Origin of the sequence: Arthrobacter sp. Br18 (genome assembly GCF_000520555.1) — a bacterium.
Taxonomy (GTDB): domain Bacteria; phylum Actinomycetota; class Actinomycetes; order Actinomycetales; family Micrococcaceae; genus Arthrobacter_D.
Genome location: NZ_KI914847.1, coordinates 21,665 through 37,440 on the forward strand (window position 1 = coordinate 21,665; position 15,776 = coordinate 37,440).

Below are 15,776 nucleotides of genomic sequence, written 5' to 3' on the forward strand. Positions count from 1 at the left end.
GAGTCTAGTTCCTTGGAGCGGTGGATCACAGCAGGCCCGGCGCCCACGTCTGCCTCAGCAGTCGCGGATCCGGATCCCGGACGGCTCAGACCTTGGTGGTCGAGCCGCCCGCTGCCGAGATCTTTTCAGCAGCGCTGGCGGAGAAGCGGTTTGCCGTGACGTTGACGGCAACCGTGATGTCTCCGGTCCCCAGCACCTTGACGGGCTGGTTCTTGCGGACCGCGCCGTTCGCTACGAGGTTCTCCACCGTGACGTCGCCGCCGTCGGGGTACAGCTCCGAGATCTTGTCCAGGTTGACCACCTGGAACTCGACGCGGAACGGATTCTTGAACCCGCGCAGCTTTGGCAGACGCATGTGGAGCGGCAACTGGCCGCCTGCGAATCCTGCCTTCACCTGGTAACGCGCCGCGGTGCCCTTGGTACCACGGCCCGCGGTCTTGCCCTTGGAGCCTTCGCCACGGCCCACGCGGGTCTTGGCGGTCTTGGCTCCGGGTGCGGGACGCAGGTGGTGGACCTTGAGCGCGTGAACGCGCGGGGCCTTCTCTTCGGTGGCTGGTGCCACCGTCTTGTTCTCTGCCATTAGTTGGCCTCCTCAACCTTCAAGAGGTGCGGAACCGTATTGACCATGCCCACGGTGACGGCGTCGGCTTCACGGACCACGGTGTGACCGATCCGCTTGAGCCCCAGGGAGCGCACGGTGTCGCGCTGGTTCTGCTTTTCGCCGATGATCGACTTGATTTGCGTGATTCGGAGCTGCGCTGAGCTCACGACGACGCGCTTGGGGGTGATAGCGGTCATTTCGCACCTACCTTCTGTGCTGCGATTGCGCGCAGCATCTGGTGTGACGCGACCTCGTCCAGCGGCAGTCCACGACGGGCTGCCACTGCCTGGGGCTCCTCAAGGCGCTTGAGCGCATCGACGGTCGCGTGAACGATGTTGATGGCGTTCGAGGATCCGAGCGACTTGGAGAGGACGTCGTGGATACCGACGCATTCGAGGACTGCACGCACCGGACCACCGGCGATGACGCCGGTACCCGGGGACGCCGGACGGAGCAGGACAACTCCAGCTGCCGCTTCGCCCTGCACCAGGTGCGGAACGGTGCCACCGATGCGGGGTACACGGAACATGGTCTTCTTGGCTTCCTCTACGGCCTTCTGGATGGCGGAGGGAACTTCCTTCGCCTTGCCGTAGCCGACGCCGACCATGCCGTTGCCGTCGCCGACCACCACGAGTGCGGTGAAGCTGAACCGGCGGCCACCCTTGACGACCTTGGAGACACGGTTGATGGTGACGACGCGCTCAATGAACTTGTCCTTGTCGTCCCGTCCGCCGTCGCGTCCACCGTCGCGGCCACCGCGCCCGCCGCGATCGCTCTTGCCGCCGCGCTGTTCCCCGCCGCGTCCGCTTGCGCGGCCGCCCCGGTTGGCGTCGGCAGCTGCGGCGTCAGTTGCGCCCGCAGCCGGGGCTTCGGTCGCTGGCTGCTCTGTACCCGTACTCAATGGGGCTTCCTTTGCCTTGTTTTCCTCGGTCACAGTGACAGACCACCCGTCCGGGCGCCGTCTGCGATTGCTGCAACGCGGCCGTGATACTTGTTTCCGCCACGGTCGAAGACAACTGCTTCGACGCCGACAGCCAGCGCGCGCTGTGCAACGAGCTCGCCAACGCGCTTGGCCTTGGCGGTCTTGTCGCCGTCGAAAGCGCGGAGATCGGCTTCGAGGGTGGAGGCGGATGCAACCGTCATGCCCTTGGTGTCATCGACGACCTGCACGAATACGTGGCGGGCTGATCGGTTGACGACCAGGCGCGGACGGATCGCGGTACCTGAAACGCGCTTGCGCACGCGGAGGTGGCGGCGTCCACGCGAGGCGGACCTGCTCTTGGAGCTTCGCTTCTTATTGATGCTGATTGCCATGGTTACTTACCAGCCTTTCCGACCTTGCGGCGGATGATCTCGCCTGCATAGCGGATTCCCTTGCCCTTGTAGGGGTCGGGTTTGCGCAGCTTGCGGATGTTTGCAGCAACCTCGCCGACCTGCTGCTTGTTGATGCCTGATACCGAGAGCTTCGTCGGGGTATCGACGGTGAGGACGATGCCTTCGGGAGCCTTCACGGCAACCGAGTGGCTGTAGCCCAGCGCGAACTCCAGGTCGGTTCCCTTGGCCTGCACACGGTAACCCGTGCCCACGATCTCAAGGTTCTTCTTGTACCCGTCGGTGACTCCAACAATCATGTTGGACACCAGTGTGCGGGTGAGGCCGTGCAGTGAACGCGATTCGCGCTCGTCGTTGGGCCGGGTAACGGTCAGCGTGGAACCGTCGAGGGTCACTTCGATGGGGCTGGGCACAGTGTGGCTCAGCTCGCCCTTCGATCCCTTGACGGAAACCTCGTTGCCGTTGACCTTGACCTCGACACCTGCAGGAACGGTGATGGGGAGACGTCCGATACGTGACATTTTTCTTTCCCTTTCCCGCTACCAGACGTAGGCGAGGACTTCCCCACCTACACCCTTCTTGGATGCCTGGCGGTCTGTCAGTAGACCGGAGGACGTGGACAGGATGGCGATGCCGAGACCGCCGAGAACGTGCGGCAGGTTGGTGGACTTCGCGTACACGCGAAGACCCGGCTTGGAGATACGGCGGATGCCGGCGATTGAACGCTGGCGGTCCGGACCGAACTTCAGGTCGAGGGTGAGCTTCTTGCCCACCTCCGCCTCCTCTTCCTTCCAGCTGGCGATGTAGCCTTCAGCCTTCAGGATGTCGGCGACGCGTGCCTTCAACTTGCTGTACGGCATGGACACGGAATCGTGGTACGCCGAGTTTGCATTGCGCAGACGCGTGAGCATGTCTGCGACAGGATCTGTCATTGTCATGTGGGCTTCAGCCCTTCCTCGAAACGGTTTCCGGCCTCCGGCGCTGCACCTGGGTGCAACCGGAGCGGACCTGCAACGTAGTTAGATTAATCTTCGGATTTGAACGGGAAACCGAGCGCCTTGAGGAGCGCGCGGCCCTCGGCGTCGGTCTTGGCGGTGGTGACGACAGTGATGTCCATACCACGCACGCGGTCAATCTTGTCCTGGTCGATCTCGTGGAACATCGACTGCTCGGTGAGGCCGAAGGTGTAGTTGCCGTTGCCGTCGAACTGCTTGCCGTTGAGTCCGCGGAAGTCGCGGATACGGGGCAGCGCGAGTGATACCAGACGGTCGGTGAATTCCCACATGCGGTCGCCGCGAAGAGTCGCGTGGGCGCCGATCGGCATGCCCTCACGAAGCTTGAACTGCGCGATGGACTTGCGGGCCTTCGTGACCTGGGGCTTCTGGCCCGTGATCTGGGTCAGGTCCTTGACGGCACCGTCGATGAGCTTGGAGTCCTTGGCTGCATCTCCGACACCCATGTTGACGACGACCTTGACCAGGCGGGGAACCTGGTTCACGTTCGAGTAGCTGAACTCTTCCTGCAGTGCAGGCTTGATCTCAGCGGCATAGCGGGCCTTCAGTCGGGGAAGGACCTTGGTCTCTGCGGTTTCAACAGTCATTACAGATCCTTCCCTGATGACTTGGCGAAGCGGATGCGGACTACGCGCTCCCGGCCGTCGCGCTCGACGGTCTCGGTGCGGTAGCCGACTCGCGTGGGCTTCTTTGTCTCGGGATCGACGACGGCCACGTTGCTGATGTGCACGGGCGCCTCGACTACCTCGATGCCACCGGTCTTGGTGCCACCCTGCGACTGGCCGGCCTTGGTGTGCTTGGTCACCCGGTTGATGCCCTCAACGAGCACGCGGTTCGATTCGGGGAACACCCTCAGAACCTTGCCCTGCTTGCCGCGGTCTCCGCCGCGCTCCTGCCTGGCTCCCGTGATCATCTGGACGAGATCGCCCTTTTTGATCTTGAGCTTCACTGTTTTTTGTGCCATGGACTTAAAGCACCTCCGGCGCCAGCGAGATGATCTTCATGAAACGCTTGTCGCGCAGCTCGCGACCGACAGGGCCGAAGATACGGGTACCGCGGGGGTCGCCGTCGTTCTTCAGGATCACTGCTGCGTTTTCATCAAACTTGATGTAGGAACCGTCCGCACGGCGGCGTTCCTTCTTGGTACGGACGATGACCGCCTTGACGACGTCGCCCTTCTTGACGTTTCCGCCGGGAATTGCATCCTTGACGGTGGCGACGATGACGTCCCCGATGCCTGCGTAGCGGCGCCCTGACCCTCCGAGAACGCGGATGGTCAAGATTTCCTTGGCCCCCGTGTTGTCGGCGATCTTTAGCCGCGATTCTTGCTGAATCACTGTGTACTCCTGTCGTCGCGCCGGTTCTCGATACGAGCCTTGCGGAACGGATATGGGTGGCCCCGTAATACTGGTACTCGCCACGAACCGCACGCCAGGGCGCGCGGCACCCTCAATGGATGGTGTGATGAACAAGATTATCGGGCTTTTGCCTATTTGTCGGTGTGAGGGCATGCGCCAACCCACCAGACAGACAAGGTTTTCATCCTATCGCGACAATGCCCCGGACACGAAATCGCATCCAGGGCATCCTCGGTATAGCTTGTGCCTACTTGGCCTTCTCGATGATCTCGACAAGGCGCCACCGCTTGGTGGCCGACAGCGGGCGGGTCTCGCTGATGAGAACGGAATCGCCGATGCCGGCGGCGTTCTCCTGATCGTGGACCTTGACCTTCGAGCTGCGGCGCAGAACCTTGCCGTACAGCGCGTGCTTCACGCGGTCCTCGACCACGACGACGATGGTTTTGTCCATCTTGTCGGAGGTGACGTAGCCGCGGCGTACCTTGCGGTAGCCGCGGGAGTCGGCGTCGTGCACTGCCTTCTCGGTTCCTACAGCTGTTTCACTCTTCTGCTCACTCATTTGGCGTCCTCCTCAGAAGCCTCGGTGTCCACGGACGCGGCGTCCTTTGTGGAGGCCTTCTTGGATTTCTTGACCTTTTCCGTCTTCTCGGGCTTTGCTTCCTCAACGGGAGCAACCACCTCGGGACGGAGGCCCAGCTCGCGCTCGCGCAGCACCGTGTAGATGCGGGCGATGTCGCGCTTCACCGAGCGGAGACGGCCGTGGCTTTCCAGCTGGCCGGTGGCCGACTGGAAACGGAGGTTGAACAGCTCCTCCTTGGCCTTGCGGAGCTCTTCCACCAGACGGTCCTTGTCAAAACCGTCCAGCTGGTCCGATGCTAGTTCCTTTGAACCCAGTGCCATGTGTATTCACCACCCTCACGTCGCACAATGCGTGCTTTCAACGGCAGCTTGTGAATTGCGAGGCGCAGCGCTTCGCGAGCCACCTCTTCGGTTACACCGGAGAGTTCGAAGAGAACCCGTCCCGGCTTGACGTTGGCCACCCACCACTCGGGCGAACCCTTACCGGAACCCATGCGGGTCTCGGCAGGCTTCTTGGTCAACGGGCGGTCCGGATAGATATTGATCCAGACCTTGCCGCCACGCTTGATGTGGCGGGTCATGGCAATACGCGCTGATTCGATCTGGCGGTTGGTGACGTATGCCGGGCTAAGCGCCTGGATACCCCATTCGCCAAAGCTCACTTCGGTACCACCGGTAGCAGCGCCGGAACGACCCGGGTGGTGCTGCTTACGGAATTTGACTCGACGTGGGATAAGCATTTAAGCCTGTCCTCCTTCAGTCGCAGCGGGTGCTGCGGCGGTTTCGGCGGGAGCCGAGGATCCCTGGGGAGCCGAAGCTCCCTGGGTAGCCGGAGCTCCCTGGCCCTCGGTGCGCTCGGGTGCACGACGACGACGCTCGCCACCGCGGTCCGCGCCGGCTGCGGGCCCGCGGCTGGGGCGGTCTCCGCCACGGCCGCGCGAAGGAGCAGCTGCGGCCTGGGCCGCGAGTTCCTTGGCGGTGATGTCGCCCTTGTAGATCCAGACCTTCACGCCGATGCGGCCGAAGGTGGTCTTGGCTTCGAAGAACCCGTAGTCGATGTTCGCACGGAGGGTGTGCAGGGGCACACGTCCTTCGCGGTAGAACTCCGAGCGGCTCATTTCGGCGCCGCCCAGGCGGCCGGAGCACTGGACACGGATGCCCTTGGCTCCCGCGCGCTGCGCCGACTGCATGGCCTTCTTCATGGCGCGGCGGAAGGCCACGCGTGAGGAAAGCTGCTCGGCCACGCCCTGGGCGACAAGCTGTGCTTCCATCTCGGGGTTCTTGACCTCGAGGATGTTCAGCTGGACCTGCTTGCCGGTGAGCTTCTCCAGCTCGCCGCGGATGCGGTCCGCTTCGGCGCCGCGGCGGCCGATGACGATGCCTGGACGCGCAGTGTGGATATCCACACGGACGCGGTCACGGGTGCGCTCGATCTCGACCTTCGCGATGCCCGCGCGGTCCATGCCCGTGGACATGAGCTGGCGGATCTTGATGTCCTCACGGACGAAGTCCCGGTAGCGCTGGCCCGGCTTGTTGCTGTCGGCGAACCAGTGCGACCTGTGGTCCGTGGTGATGCCGAGTCGGAACCCATGCGGGTTTACTTTCTGTCCCACTAGCGGACCTCCACTTTCTCAGGGGTAGTTACGACAACCGTGATGTGGCTGGTCCGCTTGTTGATGCGGAACGCGCGGCCCTGGGCACGCGGACGGAACCGCTTCATCGTGGGGCCTTCATCGACGAATGCTTCGCTGATGATGAGGTTGTCCTCATTGAAGGCGAGGCCGTCACGGTCCGCGAGGACGCGTGCGTTGGCCATGGCCGACTGAACTACCTTGAAAACCGGCTCTGAAGCAACCTGTGGGGCAAACTTCAGAATAGCCAGAGCCTCATTCGCCTGCTTACCACGAACAAGGTTGACGACGCGCCGGGCCTTCATAGGCGTTACGCGGATATGACGCGCAATTGCCTTGGCTTCCATTGCTTTCCTTCTCTCGTCTTAGCCGTAGAGCCAAGCGCCTAGCGGCGCTTGCCTTTACGGTCGTCCTTAACATGGCCGCGGAAGGTCCGCGTAGGAGCGAATTCGCCGAGCTTGTGCCCGACCATCGACTCGGTGACAAACACCGGAATGTGCTTGCGCCCGTCGTGCACCGCGATCGTGTGCCCGAGCATGTCGGGGACGATCATGGAGCGGCGGGACCACGTCTTGATGACGTTCTTCGTACCCGATTCGTTCTCGCGAGCAACCTTTACGTACAGGTGCTGATCGACGAAGGGGCCTTTCTTCAGGCTGCGTGGCATGTTCCCAGGCTCCTATCGCTTGTTCTTGCCGGAACGGCGGCGACGCACAATGAGTGAATCGCTCTCTTTGTTTTGGCGACGCGTACGTCCCTCTGCCTTGCCGTTGGGGTTGACCGGGTGGCGTCCACCGGAGGTCTTGCCCTCGCCACCACCGTGGGGGTGGTCGACAGGGTTCATGGCCACACCACGGACGGTCGGGCGGATGCCCTTCCAGCGGTTACGGCCGGCCTTGCCCCAGTTGATGTTCGACTGCTCGGCGTTGCCGACCTCGCCGACCGTTGCACGGCAGCGGACGTCGACGTTGCGGATTTCCCCGGACGGCAGTCGCAGCTGGGCGAAGCGGCCTTCCTTGGCGACGAGCTGGGTCGAAGCCCCGGCAGAGCGGGCCATCTTCGCGCCGCCGCCAGGACGGAGCTCCACAGCGTGGATCACCGTACCGACGGGGATGTTGCGCAGCGGAAGGTTGTTGCCGGGCTTGATGTCGGCCCCGGCACCTGCCTCGACGAAGTCGCCCTGCTTGAGCTTGTTCGGCGCGATGATGTAGCGCTTGGTGCCGTCGACGTAGTGCAGGAGGGCGATGCGCGCGGTGCGGTTGGGATCGTATTCGATCTCGGCAACGCGGGCGTCGACGCCGTCCTTGTCGTGGCGGCGGAAGTCGATCAGACGGTACTGACGCTTGTGTCCACCGCCCTTGTGACGGGTGGTGATCCGACCGGTGTTGTTACGGCCGCCCTTTTTGGGGAGCGGACGCACCAGTGACTTCTCCGGTGTGGATCGTGTGATTTCTGCGAAGTCGGCAACGCTCGAGCCACGACGGCCCGGGGTTGTCGGCTTGTATTTACGGATTCCCATAACTCAATTCCTCGTTAAAGTGGTCTCCGCTCCCTAGGAGAGCGGACCGCCGAAGATGTCGATCGAGCCCTCTTTGAGGGACACGATGGCACGCTTGGTGCCCTTGCGCTGACCCCAGCCGAACTTGGTGCGCTTGCGCTTGCCAACCCGGTTGATGGTGTTGATCGAGTCGACCTTGACGGAGAAGATTTTCTCCACGGCCAGCTTGATCTCTTCCTTGTTGGAGCGTGGGTCAACCAGGAAGGTGTATTTGCCTTCGTCGATCAGGCCGTAGCTCTTCTCCGACACGACGGGTGCAATGACGACGTCGCGCGGATCCTTTGCGATGGTGCCGCTCACGTGGCATCCTCCTCGGAGATTGCGTCAGCCGATCCCACGAAGGCGTCGTAGGCGGCCTTGGTGAAGATCACGTCGTCCGAAACCAGCACGTCGTACGTGTTGAGCTGGTCTACATACAGGACGTGAACCTGTGGGACGTTGCGGACCGACAGTGCGGCCACATCGTTTGCGCGCTCGATGACGACGAGCAGGCGCGGGCGTTCGGAGACGGCGCGCAGCGTGTCGATGGCACCCTTCGTGGACGGCTTGCCGCCGGCAACGAGGGACTCGAGGACATGGATCCGGCCGTTGCGTGCCCGATCGGAGAGGGCGCCACGGAGAGCGGCGGCCTTCATCTTCTTGGGGGTGCGCTGGCTGTAGTCGCGGGGGGTCGGTCCGTGGACCACGCCGCCACCGGTCATGTGCGGTGCGCGGATCGAGCCCTGGCGGGCGCGACCGGTTCCCTTTTGCTTGAACGGCTTGCGGCCTGCACCGCTCACCTCGGCGCGGGTCTTGGTCTTGTGGGTACCCTGGCGGGCGGCCGCAAGCTGAGCCACGACTACCTGGTGAAGCAGCGGGACGTTGGTCTGTGCGTCGAAGATCTCCGCGGGGAGATCGACGTTCACTGTGTTGACAGCCATCTGACTATGCTCCCTTCACGGCGGTGCGTACGAGGACGACCTGTCCGCGGGCGCCTGGAACGGCACCCTTGATCAGCAGCAGCGACTTCTCGGCGTCGACCGCGTGGACCCGGAGGTTCAGCGTGGTCTGACGAACGGCACCCATACGGCCTGCCATTTTCATTCCCCGGAAGACGCGGCTGGGGGTTGAAGCTCCACCGATGGAACCGGGCTTGCGGTGGTTCTTGTGTGCACCGTGTGAGGCGCCGACGCCGTGGAAGCCGTGACGCTTCATCACACCGGCGAAGCCCTTGCCCTTGGTGGTGCCGATGACGTCGACCTGCTGGCCGGCCTCGAAGAGCTCAACGGAGAGCTCCTGACCGAGCGAGTAGGAATCAGCATCGGAGGTACGCAGCTCGACCACGTGGCGACGGGGGGTGACCCCGGCGCTCTCGAAGTGGCCGGCCAGCGGCTTGGTGACCTTGCGGGGATCGATCTGGCCGAAGCCGATCTGCACGGCCGAGTAGCCGTCCTTCTCCGCGGACCGCAGCTGCGTAATAACGTTCGAATCAGCCTGGACGACAGTGACGGGGATGAGGATGTTGTTCTCGTCCCAGACCTGGGTCATGCCGAGCTTGACGCCCAGCAGGCCTTTGACCTGACGCGTAAGTGAAGTAGACATGTGTATCCGCTCTCCCTTACAGCTTGATTTCGATGTTCACGTCCGCGGGCAAGTCGAGACGCATCAGCGAATCAACGGCCTTGGGCGTGGGATCAATGATGTCGATCAGACGCTTGTGCGTGCGCATTTCGAAGTGCTCACGGCTGTCCTTGTACTTGTGCGGCGACCGGATAACAACGAAAACGTTCTTCTCCGTAGGCAGTGGCACTGGGCCGACAACCGTTGCGCCTGCGCGCGTCACCGTCTCAACGATCTTCCGGGCTGAAACATCAATGACCTCGTGGTCATATGACTTCAGCCGGATGCGGATTTTTTGTCCCGCCATGGCGTCTCGACTCTCTCTCTACATGAAAACTGCTGGGCAGTTCCGGTACGTACATTGCCGCGTCCGTTGTATGACGCTCCCCGCACAGACTGAATCCGGAAGAATCCGGGTTCCTCACCCTGCTGGGGCTCCGACCCCCGCGCTCGGGCGTGTCGCAACTTTCGTGACACACACCGTCCGCAAATTCCGGCCGAGCCGAACGGGCTGGATTATATTTGGGCCGCGCAATCGGTGAACCCGAACCCTGCACCAGGCATTATCCTGACCGGGATGGAGTCTCAAACCGCACGCGCAAGCACTTGAACAACTTGTCCAGTCTGGCAGAGATAGCCCAATTACGCCAATCGGTGGGCCTGCAGCCACTGCCCCGGGCTGTGAAAGCGGCTCGGCAGCCACGGGTCAAACCCGCCGGATGAGGATTAAACTGTAGGGGTCCATCCGTACGAAAGGAGTTTAGCCGTGCTCAGCACCAGCAAGGCGACGACGATCCTGCCTGTGAAAGACATGGACCGTGCACGAGGTTTTTATGAGAAGTCCCTCGGCCTCACGCCGGCTGGGCCCATGGAGGAGGGATCGTTCCTCTTCAGCGACGACGGCCACAACGGGATCGAGCTCATGCTGAAACCGGAAAGCGGCCCGTCGGGCAATACAGAACTCAGCTTCGAGGTGGAGGATATCGCGATGGAACTGGGGGCCCTGGAATCGCAGGGAGTCCGGTTCGAGGACTACGACCTCCCCGGTTTGAAGACCGTCAACCACATTGCAGAGCACGATGGGCTCAAAGCGGCCTGGTTCACCGACACGGAGGGGAACATCCTCTGCCTTCATCAGGTTCTGACCTGAGCAGGCGCCTGCCGCCGCGGGTCCCAGTCACAGGAGAGGGCCCACCCACAGAAAAGGGCCCCGCTGCCAAAGCAGCGAGGCCCTTCTGGTGATCAGTCGGCAGTAGAAGTGACTACTTGGTGATCTTGGTGACGCGTCCCGAACCGACCGTGCGGCCGCCTTCGCGGATAGCGAAGCCGAGGCCCTCTTCCATGGCGATAGGCTGGATGAGTGCCACTGACATTTCAGTGTTGTCACCAGGCATGACCATTTCCGTACCCTCAGGAAGGGTGATGACGCCGGTGACGTCAGTGGTGCGGAAGTAGAACTGCGGGCGGTAGTTCGAGTAGAACGGGTTGTGACGCCCGCCCTCGTCCTTGGCCAGGATGTAGACGTTGGCCTCGAAGTCGGTGTGCGGGGTGATGGAGCCCGGCTTCACGATGACCTGTCCGCGCTCCACGTCCTCGCGCTTGATGCCGCGGAGCAGGAGGCCACAGTTCTCGCCGGCCCATGCTTCGTCGAGCTGCTTGTGGAACATCTCGATACCGGTGACCGTGGTCTTCTGGACCGGACGGATTCCGACGATCTCGATTTCCGAGTTGATCTTCAGCGTTCCTCGCTCGGCGCGGCCCGTGACGACGGTTCCGCGGCCGGTGATGGTGAAGACGTCCTCGACGGGCATGAGGAACGGCTTGTCCTTGTCGCGGATGGGGTCCGGTACGGACTCGTCCACGGCAGCCATCAGATCCTCGACAGACTTGACCCACTCGGGGTCACCTTCCAGTGCCTTCAGGCCTGAAACGCGCACCACAGGGGCGTCGTCGCCGTCGAAGCCCTGCGCGCTGAGCAGCTCGCGGACCTCCATCTCGACGAGGTCGAGAAGCTCTTCGTCGTCGACCATGTCGGACTTGTTCAGCGCGACCAGCAGGTAGGGAACGCCGACCTGGCGGGCGAGCAGAACGTGCTCGCGGGTCTGGGCCATCGGGCCGTCGGTGGCTGCAACAACGAGGATGGCGCCATCCATCTGTGCCGCACCGGTAATCATGTTCTTGATGTAGTCAGCGTGGCCGGGGGCGTCTACGTGTGCGTAGTGGCGCTTCTCGGTCTGGTACTCAACATGCGAGATGTTGATGGTGATGCCGCGCTGCTTCTCCTCGGGAGCCGAGTCGATCGACGCGAAATCGCGCTGCTCGTTGAGAGTGGGGTACTTGTCGTACAGCACCTTGGAAATGGCAGCCGTCAACGTGGTCTTTCCATGGTCAACGTGACCAATGGTTCCGATGTTAACGTGCGGCTTAGTCCGCTCGAACTTTGCCTTCGCCACGGGTTCCTCCTAGAACGTTTGAGAAGATTTGCTTTCCACCCGCGCTGTTCGCGGCTGAAACTCATGCAAGTCTACTGGGGGCTTTTGGTTTTGATGAAATTGCTCTGCGCGTCCGGTCCACGATGGACCGTCGGCTGGGATGCGGTGCCGGCCGGCTGTCGAGCCGGCCGGCACCGCCCGGTGGTCTCCCGCGTCGCGGGGACCAGCCGAAGTTACCCGCGCCTACTCACCGCGGGTCTTCTGGATGATCTCGTCGGCTACTGCCTTCGGAACCTCCGAGTAGCTGTCGAACTTCATGGAATACACCGCGCGGCCCTGGGTCTTGGACCGCAGGTCGCCGATGTAGCCGAACATGCCCGAGAGGGGCACGTGCGCCTTGATGACCTTGACGCCCATCGCATCCTCCATGGACTGCATCTGCCCACGGCGCGAGTTCAGGTCACCGATCACCTCACCCATGTATTCCTCGGGGGTGCGCACCTCGACCTCCATCAGCGGCTCGAGCAACACCGGCTTGGCCATCCGTGCAGCTTCCTTGAACGCCATCCGGCCGGCGATCTTGAACGCCATCTCGGAGGAGTCGACGTCGTGGTAGGCGCCGTCGAGCAGGGTTGCCTTGATGCCCACGACCGGGTAGCCCGCCAGGACGCCGTCGTTGAGGGCATCCTGGATGCCCGCGTCGACGCTGGGGATGTACTCGCGGGGAACGCGGCCACCGGTGACCTTGTTCTCGAAGGCGTACAGCACGCCCTCCTCGACCTCCATCGGCTCGATGGCGATCTGGATCTTCGCGAACTGGCCCGACCCACCCGTCTGCTTCTTGTGGGTGTAGTCGTGCTTGGCCACCTTGCTCTTGATGGTCTCGCGGTAGGCGACCTGGGGCTTGCCCACATTGGCCTCGACCCGGAATTCCCGGCGCATGCGGTCCACGAGGATATCCAGGTGGAGCTCGCCCATGCCGGCGATGATGGTCTGTCCGGTGTCCTCGTTGAGGGACACCTGGAAGGTGGGATCCTCAGCCGAGAGCTTCTGGATGGCGGTGGATAGCTTCTCCTGGTCACCCTTGGTCTTCGGCTCGATCGCGACCGAGATCACGGGATCGGGGAAGCTCATCGACTCGAGGACGATCTGGTTGCCCGCATCCGACAGGGTGTCCCCCGTCGTCGTGTCCTTCAGACCGATCGCCGCGTAGATGTGGCCCGCGAAGGCCTCGTCCACAGGGATCTCCTTGTTGGCGTGCATCTGGAAGAGCTTCCCGATGCGCTCCTTCTTGTTCTTGGTCGAGTTCACCAACTGCGTCCCGGCCGTCACGTGCCCGGAGTAGACGCGGATGAAGGTCAACTGTCCGAAGAACGGGTGGGTGGCCACCTTGAACGCCAGCGCCGAGAACGGCTCCTCGGTGCTCGGTGCACGGGTCAGTTCCACCTCTTCGTTCCGGGGATCGTGACCGATCATCGGGGGAACGTTCAGCGGCGACGGCAGGTAGTCGATCACGGCGTCAAGCATGGGCTGCACGCCGCGGTTCTTGAACGCGGAACCGCAGAGGATCGGGTAGAGCTCGGAGTTGATCGTCATCTTGCGGATGCCGGCCTTGAGCTCATCGATGCTGATTTCTTCGCCCTCGAGGTACTTCTCCATGAGTTCCTCGGAAGCGTCGGCGACGGTCTCGATGAGACGCGCGCGGTACTCTTCAGCCTTGGCCTGCAGGTCCGCGGGGATCTCCTGGATCTCGTACTTGGCTCCCATGGTGACGTCACCCTTGGAGTCGCCGGGCCACACCAGTGCGCGCATGTAGAGGAGGTCGACGACGCCGACGAAGTCGTTCTCGGAACCGATCGGCAGCTGGAGGACCAGCGGCTTGGCGCCGAGACGGCTGATGATGGTGTCGACGGTGTAGTAGAAGTCGGCACCGAGCTTGTCCATTTTGTTGACGAAGCAGATACGGGGCACTTCGTACTTGTCGGCCTGGCGCCAGACGGTCTCCGACTGGGGCTCGACGCCCTCTTTACCGTCGAACACGGCGACGGCGCCGTCGAGGACGCGCAGTGAGCGTTCCACCTCGACGGTGAAGTCGACGTGGCCCGGGGTGTCGATGATGTTGATCTGGTTGTTTTCCCAGAAGCAGGTCACGGCGGCCGACGTGATCGTGATGCCGCGTTCCTTTTCCTGTTCCATCCAGTCCGTCGTCGAGGCGCCGTCGTGCGTCTCGCCGATCTTGTGGTTTTTACCCGTGTAGAACAGGATGCGCTCGGTCGTAGTGGTCTTGCCGGCATCGATGTGCGCCATGATGCCGATATTGCGGACCTTGTTGAGGTCTGTAAGCACGTCCTGTGCCACGGTGTCTCCCTTTTGACGAAGATGGAGTTCTGCTGGACCGCAGGTCGGAAGGCTCCCTGTGGGAAACCCTCCGACCTGAAGCGCTATTACCAGCGGTAGTGTGCGAAGGCCTTGTTCGACTCGGCCATCTTGTGCGTGTCCTCGCGACGCTTGACAGCGGCGCCCAGGCCGTTCGAGGCGTCGAGGATTTCGTTCTGCAGGCGTTCCGTCATGGTCTTCTCGCGGCGGGCCTTCGAGTAGCCGACCAGCCAGCGGAGGGCGAGGGCGGTTGAGCGCCCGGGCTTGACCTCGACGGGAACCTGGTAGGTGGCGCCACCGACGCGGCGTGAACGAACCTCGAGGCTCGGCTTCACGTTGTCCATGGCCTTCTTCAGTGCTGCCACGGGGTCGCCGCCGGACTTGGCACGGGCGCCTTCGAGTGCACCGTAGACGATGCGCTCTGCCGTGGACTTCTTGCCGTCGACGAGAACCTTGTTGATCAACTGGGTGACCAGAGGTGAACCGTAAACGGGATCTAATACGAGCGGCCGCTTCGGGGCCGGGCCCTTACGTGGCATATTACTTCTTCTCCATCTTTGCTCCGTAGCGGCTGCGGGCCTGCTTGCGGTTCTTGACGCCCTGGGTATCGAGTGCGCCGCGGACGATCTTGTAGCGGACACCGGGGAGGTCCTTCACACGGCCGCCGCGCACCAGCACGATGGAGTGTTCCTGAAGGTTGTGACCTACACCGGGAATGTATGCGGTGACTTCGATGCCGCCGTTGAGGCGAACGCGGGCCACCTTGCGGAGCGCCGAGTTCGGCTTTTTGGGTGTGGTCGTGTACACGCGGGTGCAGACGCCGCGCTTCATCGGGCTGCCCTGCAGTGCGGGCGCCTTGGTCTTGGAGACCTTAGGTGACCGGCCCTTACGGACCAGCTGGTTAATCGTAGGCACTTTCGTGTTCTCCGTAATGTCTGAAGATGAGTTCTCTGTCAGCCCGACCCTGCGGTCAGCCGGCCCTTGCAGGCGGCGGACCACCCGTAAGCGGGGGTTCTCAGTCGCTTGGCGCTTGACCTACCGAAATAAGCTGCCGCAGAACGACCGTAGGCGTGCGAAAATGTGGCATTCGTTGTACAAGATCCCTACAACACGGAGATACGTTTCGCAACGCCAATCCACTGCCACACAAACAATTGAGATCAAGTCTAGCAGAGATTGACTCCCCGCCCGGTCGGAGCACTCCCCCGCGGCAACCTGCGGGGCCGCCGCCCACGGCTGTCCCCCTGCCGCCGGGCGGGCCGGGCGCTGGCGTCAAGGAGTGCGTCGCTTTTCACGC

General features: G+C 62.7%; 25 protein-coding genes. 1 reads left to right on the plus strand and 24 read right to left on the minus strand.

The genetic code is table 11. The annotated features are described in order from the left end of the window. Positions 1 to 85: 85 nt before the first annotated feature. From rplO to rpsJ, 20 genes are all read right to left on the minus strand, one after another. Positions 86 to 580: a 50S ribosomal protein L15 gene (gene rplO / locus Y704_RS0103730; protein ID WP_051476665.1), complete on the minus strand. Its 495-nt coding sequence runs from the start codon at positions 578 to 580 to the stop codon at positions 86 to 88. Further along, complete coding sequence (rpmD, locus tag Y704_RS0103735; protein WP_026549109.1) at positions 580 to 798, minus strand: 50S ribosomal protein L30; 219 nt, start codon at positions 796 to 798, stop codon at positions 580 to 582. Before rpmD ends, rplO begins: the two co-directional genes overlap by 1 nt. Continuing rightward, positions 795 to 1,535 (minus strand): 30S ribosomal protein S5, encoded by a 741-nt coding sequence (rpsE, locus tag Y704_RS0103740; RefSeq protein WP_035771530.1) that lies wholly within the window; start codon positions 1,533 to 1,535, stop codon positions 795 to 797. Before rpsE ends, rpmD begins: the two co-directional genes overlap by 4 nt. Further along, a complete protein-coding gene (rplR, locus tag Y704_RS0103745; protein WP_026549111.1) occupies positions 1,532 to 1,915 on the minus strand; it encodes a 50S ribosomal protein L18 in 384 nt (127 codons plus the stop codon). The genes rpsE and rplR overlap by 4 nt, the downstream gene beginning before the upstream one ends. 2 nt (positions 1,916 to 1,917) lie before the next feature. After that, positions 1,918 to 2,454, minus strand: coding sequence for a 50S ribosomal protein L6 (rplF, locus tag Y704_RS0103750; RefSeq protein WP_026549112.1), 537 nt, complete (start codon positions 2,452 to 2,454; stop codon positions 1,918 to 1,920). 18 nt (positions 2,455 to 2,472) lie between these two features. Continuing rightward, on the minus strand, positions 2,473 to 2,871 hold the full coding sequence (gene rpsH, locus Y704_RS0103755) for a 30S ribosomal protein S8 (protein WP_026549113.1): 399 nt from the start codon (positions 2,869 to 2,871) through the stop codon (positions 2,473 to 2,475). An 86-nt stretch (positions 2,872 to 2,957) separates the two neighbouring features. Continuing rightward, entirely contained in the window at positions 2,958 to 3,533 is a 576-nt protein-coding gene (gene rplE / locus Y704_RS0103760; protein WP_026549114.1) for a 50S ribosomal protein L5, read from the minus strand. Then, positions 3,533 to 3,910 (minus strand): 50S ribosomal protein L24, encoded by a 378-nt coding sequence (gene rplX / locus Y704_RS0103765; RefSeq protein ID WP_035771533.1) that lies wholly within the window; start codon positions 3,908 to 3,910, stop codon positions 3,533 to 3,535. The genes rplE and rplX overlap by 1 nt, the downstream gene beginning before the upstream one ends. Positions 3,911 to 3,914: 4 nt before the next feature. Continuing rightward, positions 3,915 to 4,283 carry a 50S ribosomal protein L14 gene (rplN, locus tag Y704_RS0103770; RefSeq protein WP_026549116.1) on the minus strand — a complete coding sequence of 123 codons (369 nt, stop codon included), beginning with the start codon at positions 4,281 to 4,283 and terminating at the stop codon, positions 3,915 to 3,917. A 268-nt stretch (positions 4,284 to 4,551) separates the two neighbouring features. Next, complete coding sequence (gene rpsQ, locus Y704_RS0103775) at positions 4,552 to 4,863, minus strand: 30S ribosomal protein S17 (protein ID WP_051476666.1); 312 nt, start codon at positions 4,861 to 4,863, stop codon at positions 4,552 to 4,554. Next, positions 4,860 to 5,204, minus strand: a complete 345-nt coding sequence (rpmC, locus tag Y704_RS0103780) for a 50S ribosomal protein L29 (protein ID WP_026549118.1) — start codon at positions 5,202 to 5,204, stop codon at positions 4,860 to 4,862. The genes rpsQ and rpmC overlap by 4 nt, the downstream gene beginning before the upstream one ends. Next, positions 5,180 to 5,623 (minus strand): 50S ribosomal protein L16, encoded by a 444-nt coding sequence (rplP, locus tag Y704_RS0103785; protein ID WP_026549119.1) that lies wholly within the window; start codon positions 5,621 to 5,623, stop codon positions 5,180 to 5,182. The genes rpmC and rplP overlap by 25 nt, the downstream gene beginning before the upstream one ends. Then, positions 5,624 to 6,496 (minus strand): 30S ribosomal protein S3, encoded by an 873-nt coding sequence (gene rpsC / locus Y704_RS0103790; protein WP_026549120.1) that lies wholly within the window; start codon positions 6,494 to 6,496, stop codon positions 5,624 to 5,626. Beyond that, the gene (rplV, locus tag Y704_RS0103795; RefSeq protein WP_026549121.1) at positions 6,496 to 6,861 is read right to left on the minus strand and encodes a 50S ribosomal protein L22; all 366 of its coding nucleotides are present in this window, start codon (positions 6,859 to 6,861) and stop codon (positions 6,496 to 6,498) included. The genes rpsC and rplV overlap by 1 nt, the downstream gene beginning before the upstream one ends. A gap of 38 nt (positions 6,862 to 6,899) precedes the next feature. Then, positions 6,900 to 7,181, minus strand: coding sequence for a 30S ribosomal protein S19 (rpsS, locus tag Y704_RS0103800; protein WP_026549122.1), 282 nt, complete (start codon positions 7,179 to 7,181; stop codon positions 6,900 to 6,902). 12 nt (positions 7,182 to 7,193) lie between these two features. Further along, positions 7,194 to 8,033 carry a 50S ribosomal protein L2 gene (rplB, locus tag Y704_RS0103805; RefSeq protein ID WP_026531956.1) on the minus strand — a complete coding sequence of 280 codons (840 nt, stop codon included), beginning with the start codon at positions 8,031 to 8,033 and terminating at the stop codon, positions 7,194 to 7,196. Between the two features lie 33 nt (positions 8,034 to 8,066). Next, complete coding sequence (rplW, locus tag Y704_RS0103810) at positions 8,067 to 8,372, minus strand: 50S ribosomal protein L23 (protein WP_026531955.1); 306 nt, start codon at positions 8,370 to 8,372, stop codon at positions 8,067 to 8,069. Next, the gene (gene rplD, locus Y704_RS0103815; RefSeq protein WP_026549123.1) at positions 8,369 to 8,992 is read right to left on the minus strand and encodes a 50S ribosomal protein L4; all 624 of its coding nucleotides are present in this window, start codon (positions 8,990 to 8,992) and stop codon (positions 8,369 to 8,371) included. Before rplD ends, rplW begins: the two co-directional genes overlap by 4 nt. A 4-nt stretch (positions 8,993 to 8,996) precedes the next feature. Then, on the minus strand, positions 8,997 to 9,653 hold the full coding sequence (gene rplC, locus Y704_RS0103820; RefSeq protein ID WP_026549124.1) for a 50S ribosomal protein L3: 657 nt from the start codon (positions 9,651 to 9,653) through the stop codon (positions 8,997 to 8,999). A 16-nt stretch (positions 9,654 to 9,669) separates the two neighbouring features. Then, a complete protein-coding gene (gene rpsJ, locus Y704_RS0103825; RefSeq protein WP_026531952.1) occupies positions 9,670 to 9,978 on the minus strand; it encodes a 30S ribosomal protein S10 in 309 nt (102 codons plus the stop codon). A gap of 459 nt (positions 9,979 to 10,437) precedes the next feature. Between rpsJ and Y704_RS0103830 the strand changes: the two genes are divergently transcribed. After that, the gene (locus tag Y704_RS0103830) at positions 10,438 to 10,821 is read left to right on the plus strand and encodes a VOC family protein (RefSeq protein WP_026549125.1); all 384 of its coding nucleotides are present in this window, start codon (positions 10,438 to 10,440) and stop codon (positions 10,819 to 10,821) included. Between the two features lie 112 nt (positions 10,822 to 10,933). Here Y704_RS0103830 and tuf read toward each other — a convergent pair whose 3' ends face one another. The 4 genes from tuf to rpsL all read right to left on the minus strand — a co-directional run bounded on the left by tuf (position 10,934) and on the right by rpsL (position 15,394). Further along, a complete protein-coding gene (tuf, locus tag Y704_RS0103835; RefSeq protein ID WP_026531950.1) occupies positions 10,934 to 12,124 on the minus strand; it encodes an elongation factor Tu in 1,191 nt (396 codons plus the stop codon). Between the two features lie 222 nt (positions 12,125 to 12,346). Further along, positions 12,347 to 14,461, minus strand: coding sequence for an elongation factor G (gene fusA / locus Y704_RS0103840; protein WP_026549126.1), 2,115 nt, complete (start codon positions 14,459 to 14,461; stop codon positions 12,347 to 12,349). 86 nt (positions 14,462 to 14,547) lie between these two features. Further along, on the minus strand, positions 14,548 to 15,018 hold the full coding sequence (gene rpsG, locus Y704_RS0103845; RefSeq protein ID WP_026531948.1) for a 30S ribosomal protein S7: 471 nt from the start codon (positions 15,016 to 15,018) through the stop codon (positions 14,548 to 14,550). Between the two features lies 1 nt (position 15,019). Beyond that, positions 15,020 to 15,394, minus strand: coding sequence for a 30S ribosomal protein S12 (rpsL, locus tag Y704_RS0103850; protein WP_026531947.1), 375 nt, complete (start codon positions 15,392 to 15,394; stop codon positions 15,020 to 15,022). Positions 15,395 to 15,776 lie beyond the last annotated feature (382 nt).

Coding starts and splice junctions, on each gene's coding strand:
- rplX (WP_035771533.1), bottom strand. CDS start 3,910: ATGGCACAAAAAACAGTGAAGCTCAAGATCAAAAAGGGCGATCTCGTC.
- rpmD (WP_026549109.1), bottom strand. CDS start 798: ATGACCGCTATCACCCCCAAGCGCGTCGTCGTGAGCTCAGCGCAGCTC.
- rplE (WP_026549114.1), bottom strand. CDS start 3,533: ATGACTGTTGAAACCGCAGAGACCAAGGTCCTTCCCCGACTGAAGGCC.
- rpmC (WP_026549118.1), bottom strand. CDS start 5,204: ATGGCACTGGGTTCAAAGGAACTAGCATCGGACCAGCTGGACGGTTTT.
- rpsS (WP_026549122.1), bottom strand. CDS start 7,181: ATGCCACGCAGCCTGAAGAAAGGCCCCTTCGTCGATCAGCACCTGTAC.
- rpsJ (WP_026531952.1), bottom strand. CDS start 9,978: ATGGCGGGACAAAAAATCCGCATCCGGCTGAAGTCATATGACCACGAG.
- rplD (WP_026549123.1), bottom strand. CDS start 8,992: ATGGCTGTCAACACAGTGAACGTCGATCTCCCCGCGGAGATCTTCGAC.
- rpsH (WP_026549113.1), bottom strand. CDS start 2,871: ATGACAATGACAGATCCTGTCGCAGACATGCTCACGCGTCTGCGCAAT.
- rpsG (WP_026531948.1), bottom strand. CDS start 15,018: ATGCCACGTAAGGGCCCGGCCCCGAAGCGGCCGCTCGTATTAGATCCC.
- rplO (WP_051476665.1), bottom strand. CDS start 580: ATGGCAGAGAACAAGACGGTGGCACCAGCCACCGAAGAGAAGGCCCCG.
- rplC (WP_026549124.1), bottom strand. CDS start 9,653: ATGTCTACTTCACTTACGCGTCAGGTCAAAGGCCTGCTGGGCGTCAAG.
- rplV (WP_026549121.1), bottom strand. CDS start 6,861: ATGGAAGCCAAGGCAATTGCGCGTCATATCCGCGTAACGCCTATGAAG.
- rplF (WP_026549112.1), bottom strand. CDS start 2,454: ATGTCACGTATCGGACGTCTCCCCATCACCGTTCCTGCAGGTGTCGAG.
- rplB (WP_026531956.1), bottom strand. CDS start 8,033: ATGGGAATCCGTAAATACAAGCCGACAACCCCGGGCCGTCGTGGCTCG.
- rplP (WP_026549119.1), bottom strand. CDS start 5,623: ATGCTTATCCCACGTCGAGTCAAATTCCGTAAGCAGCACCACCCGGGT.
- rplR (WP_026549111.1), bottom strand. CDS start 1,915: ATGGCAATCAGCATCAATAAGAAGCGAAGCTCCAAGAGCAGGTCCGCC.
- rpsQ (WP_051476666.1), bottom strand. CDS start 4,863: ATGAGTGAGCAGAAGAGTGAAACAGCTGTAGGAACCGAGAAGGCAGTG.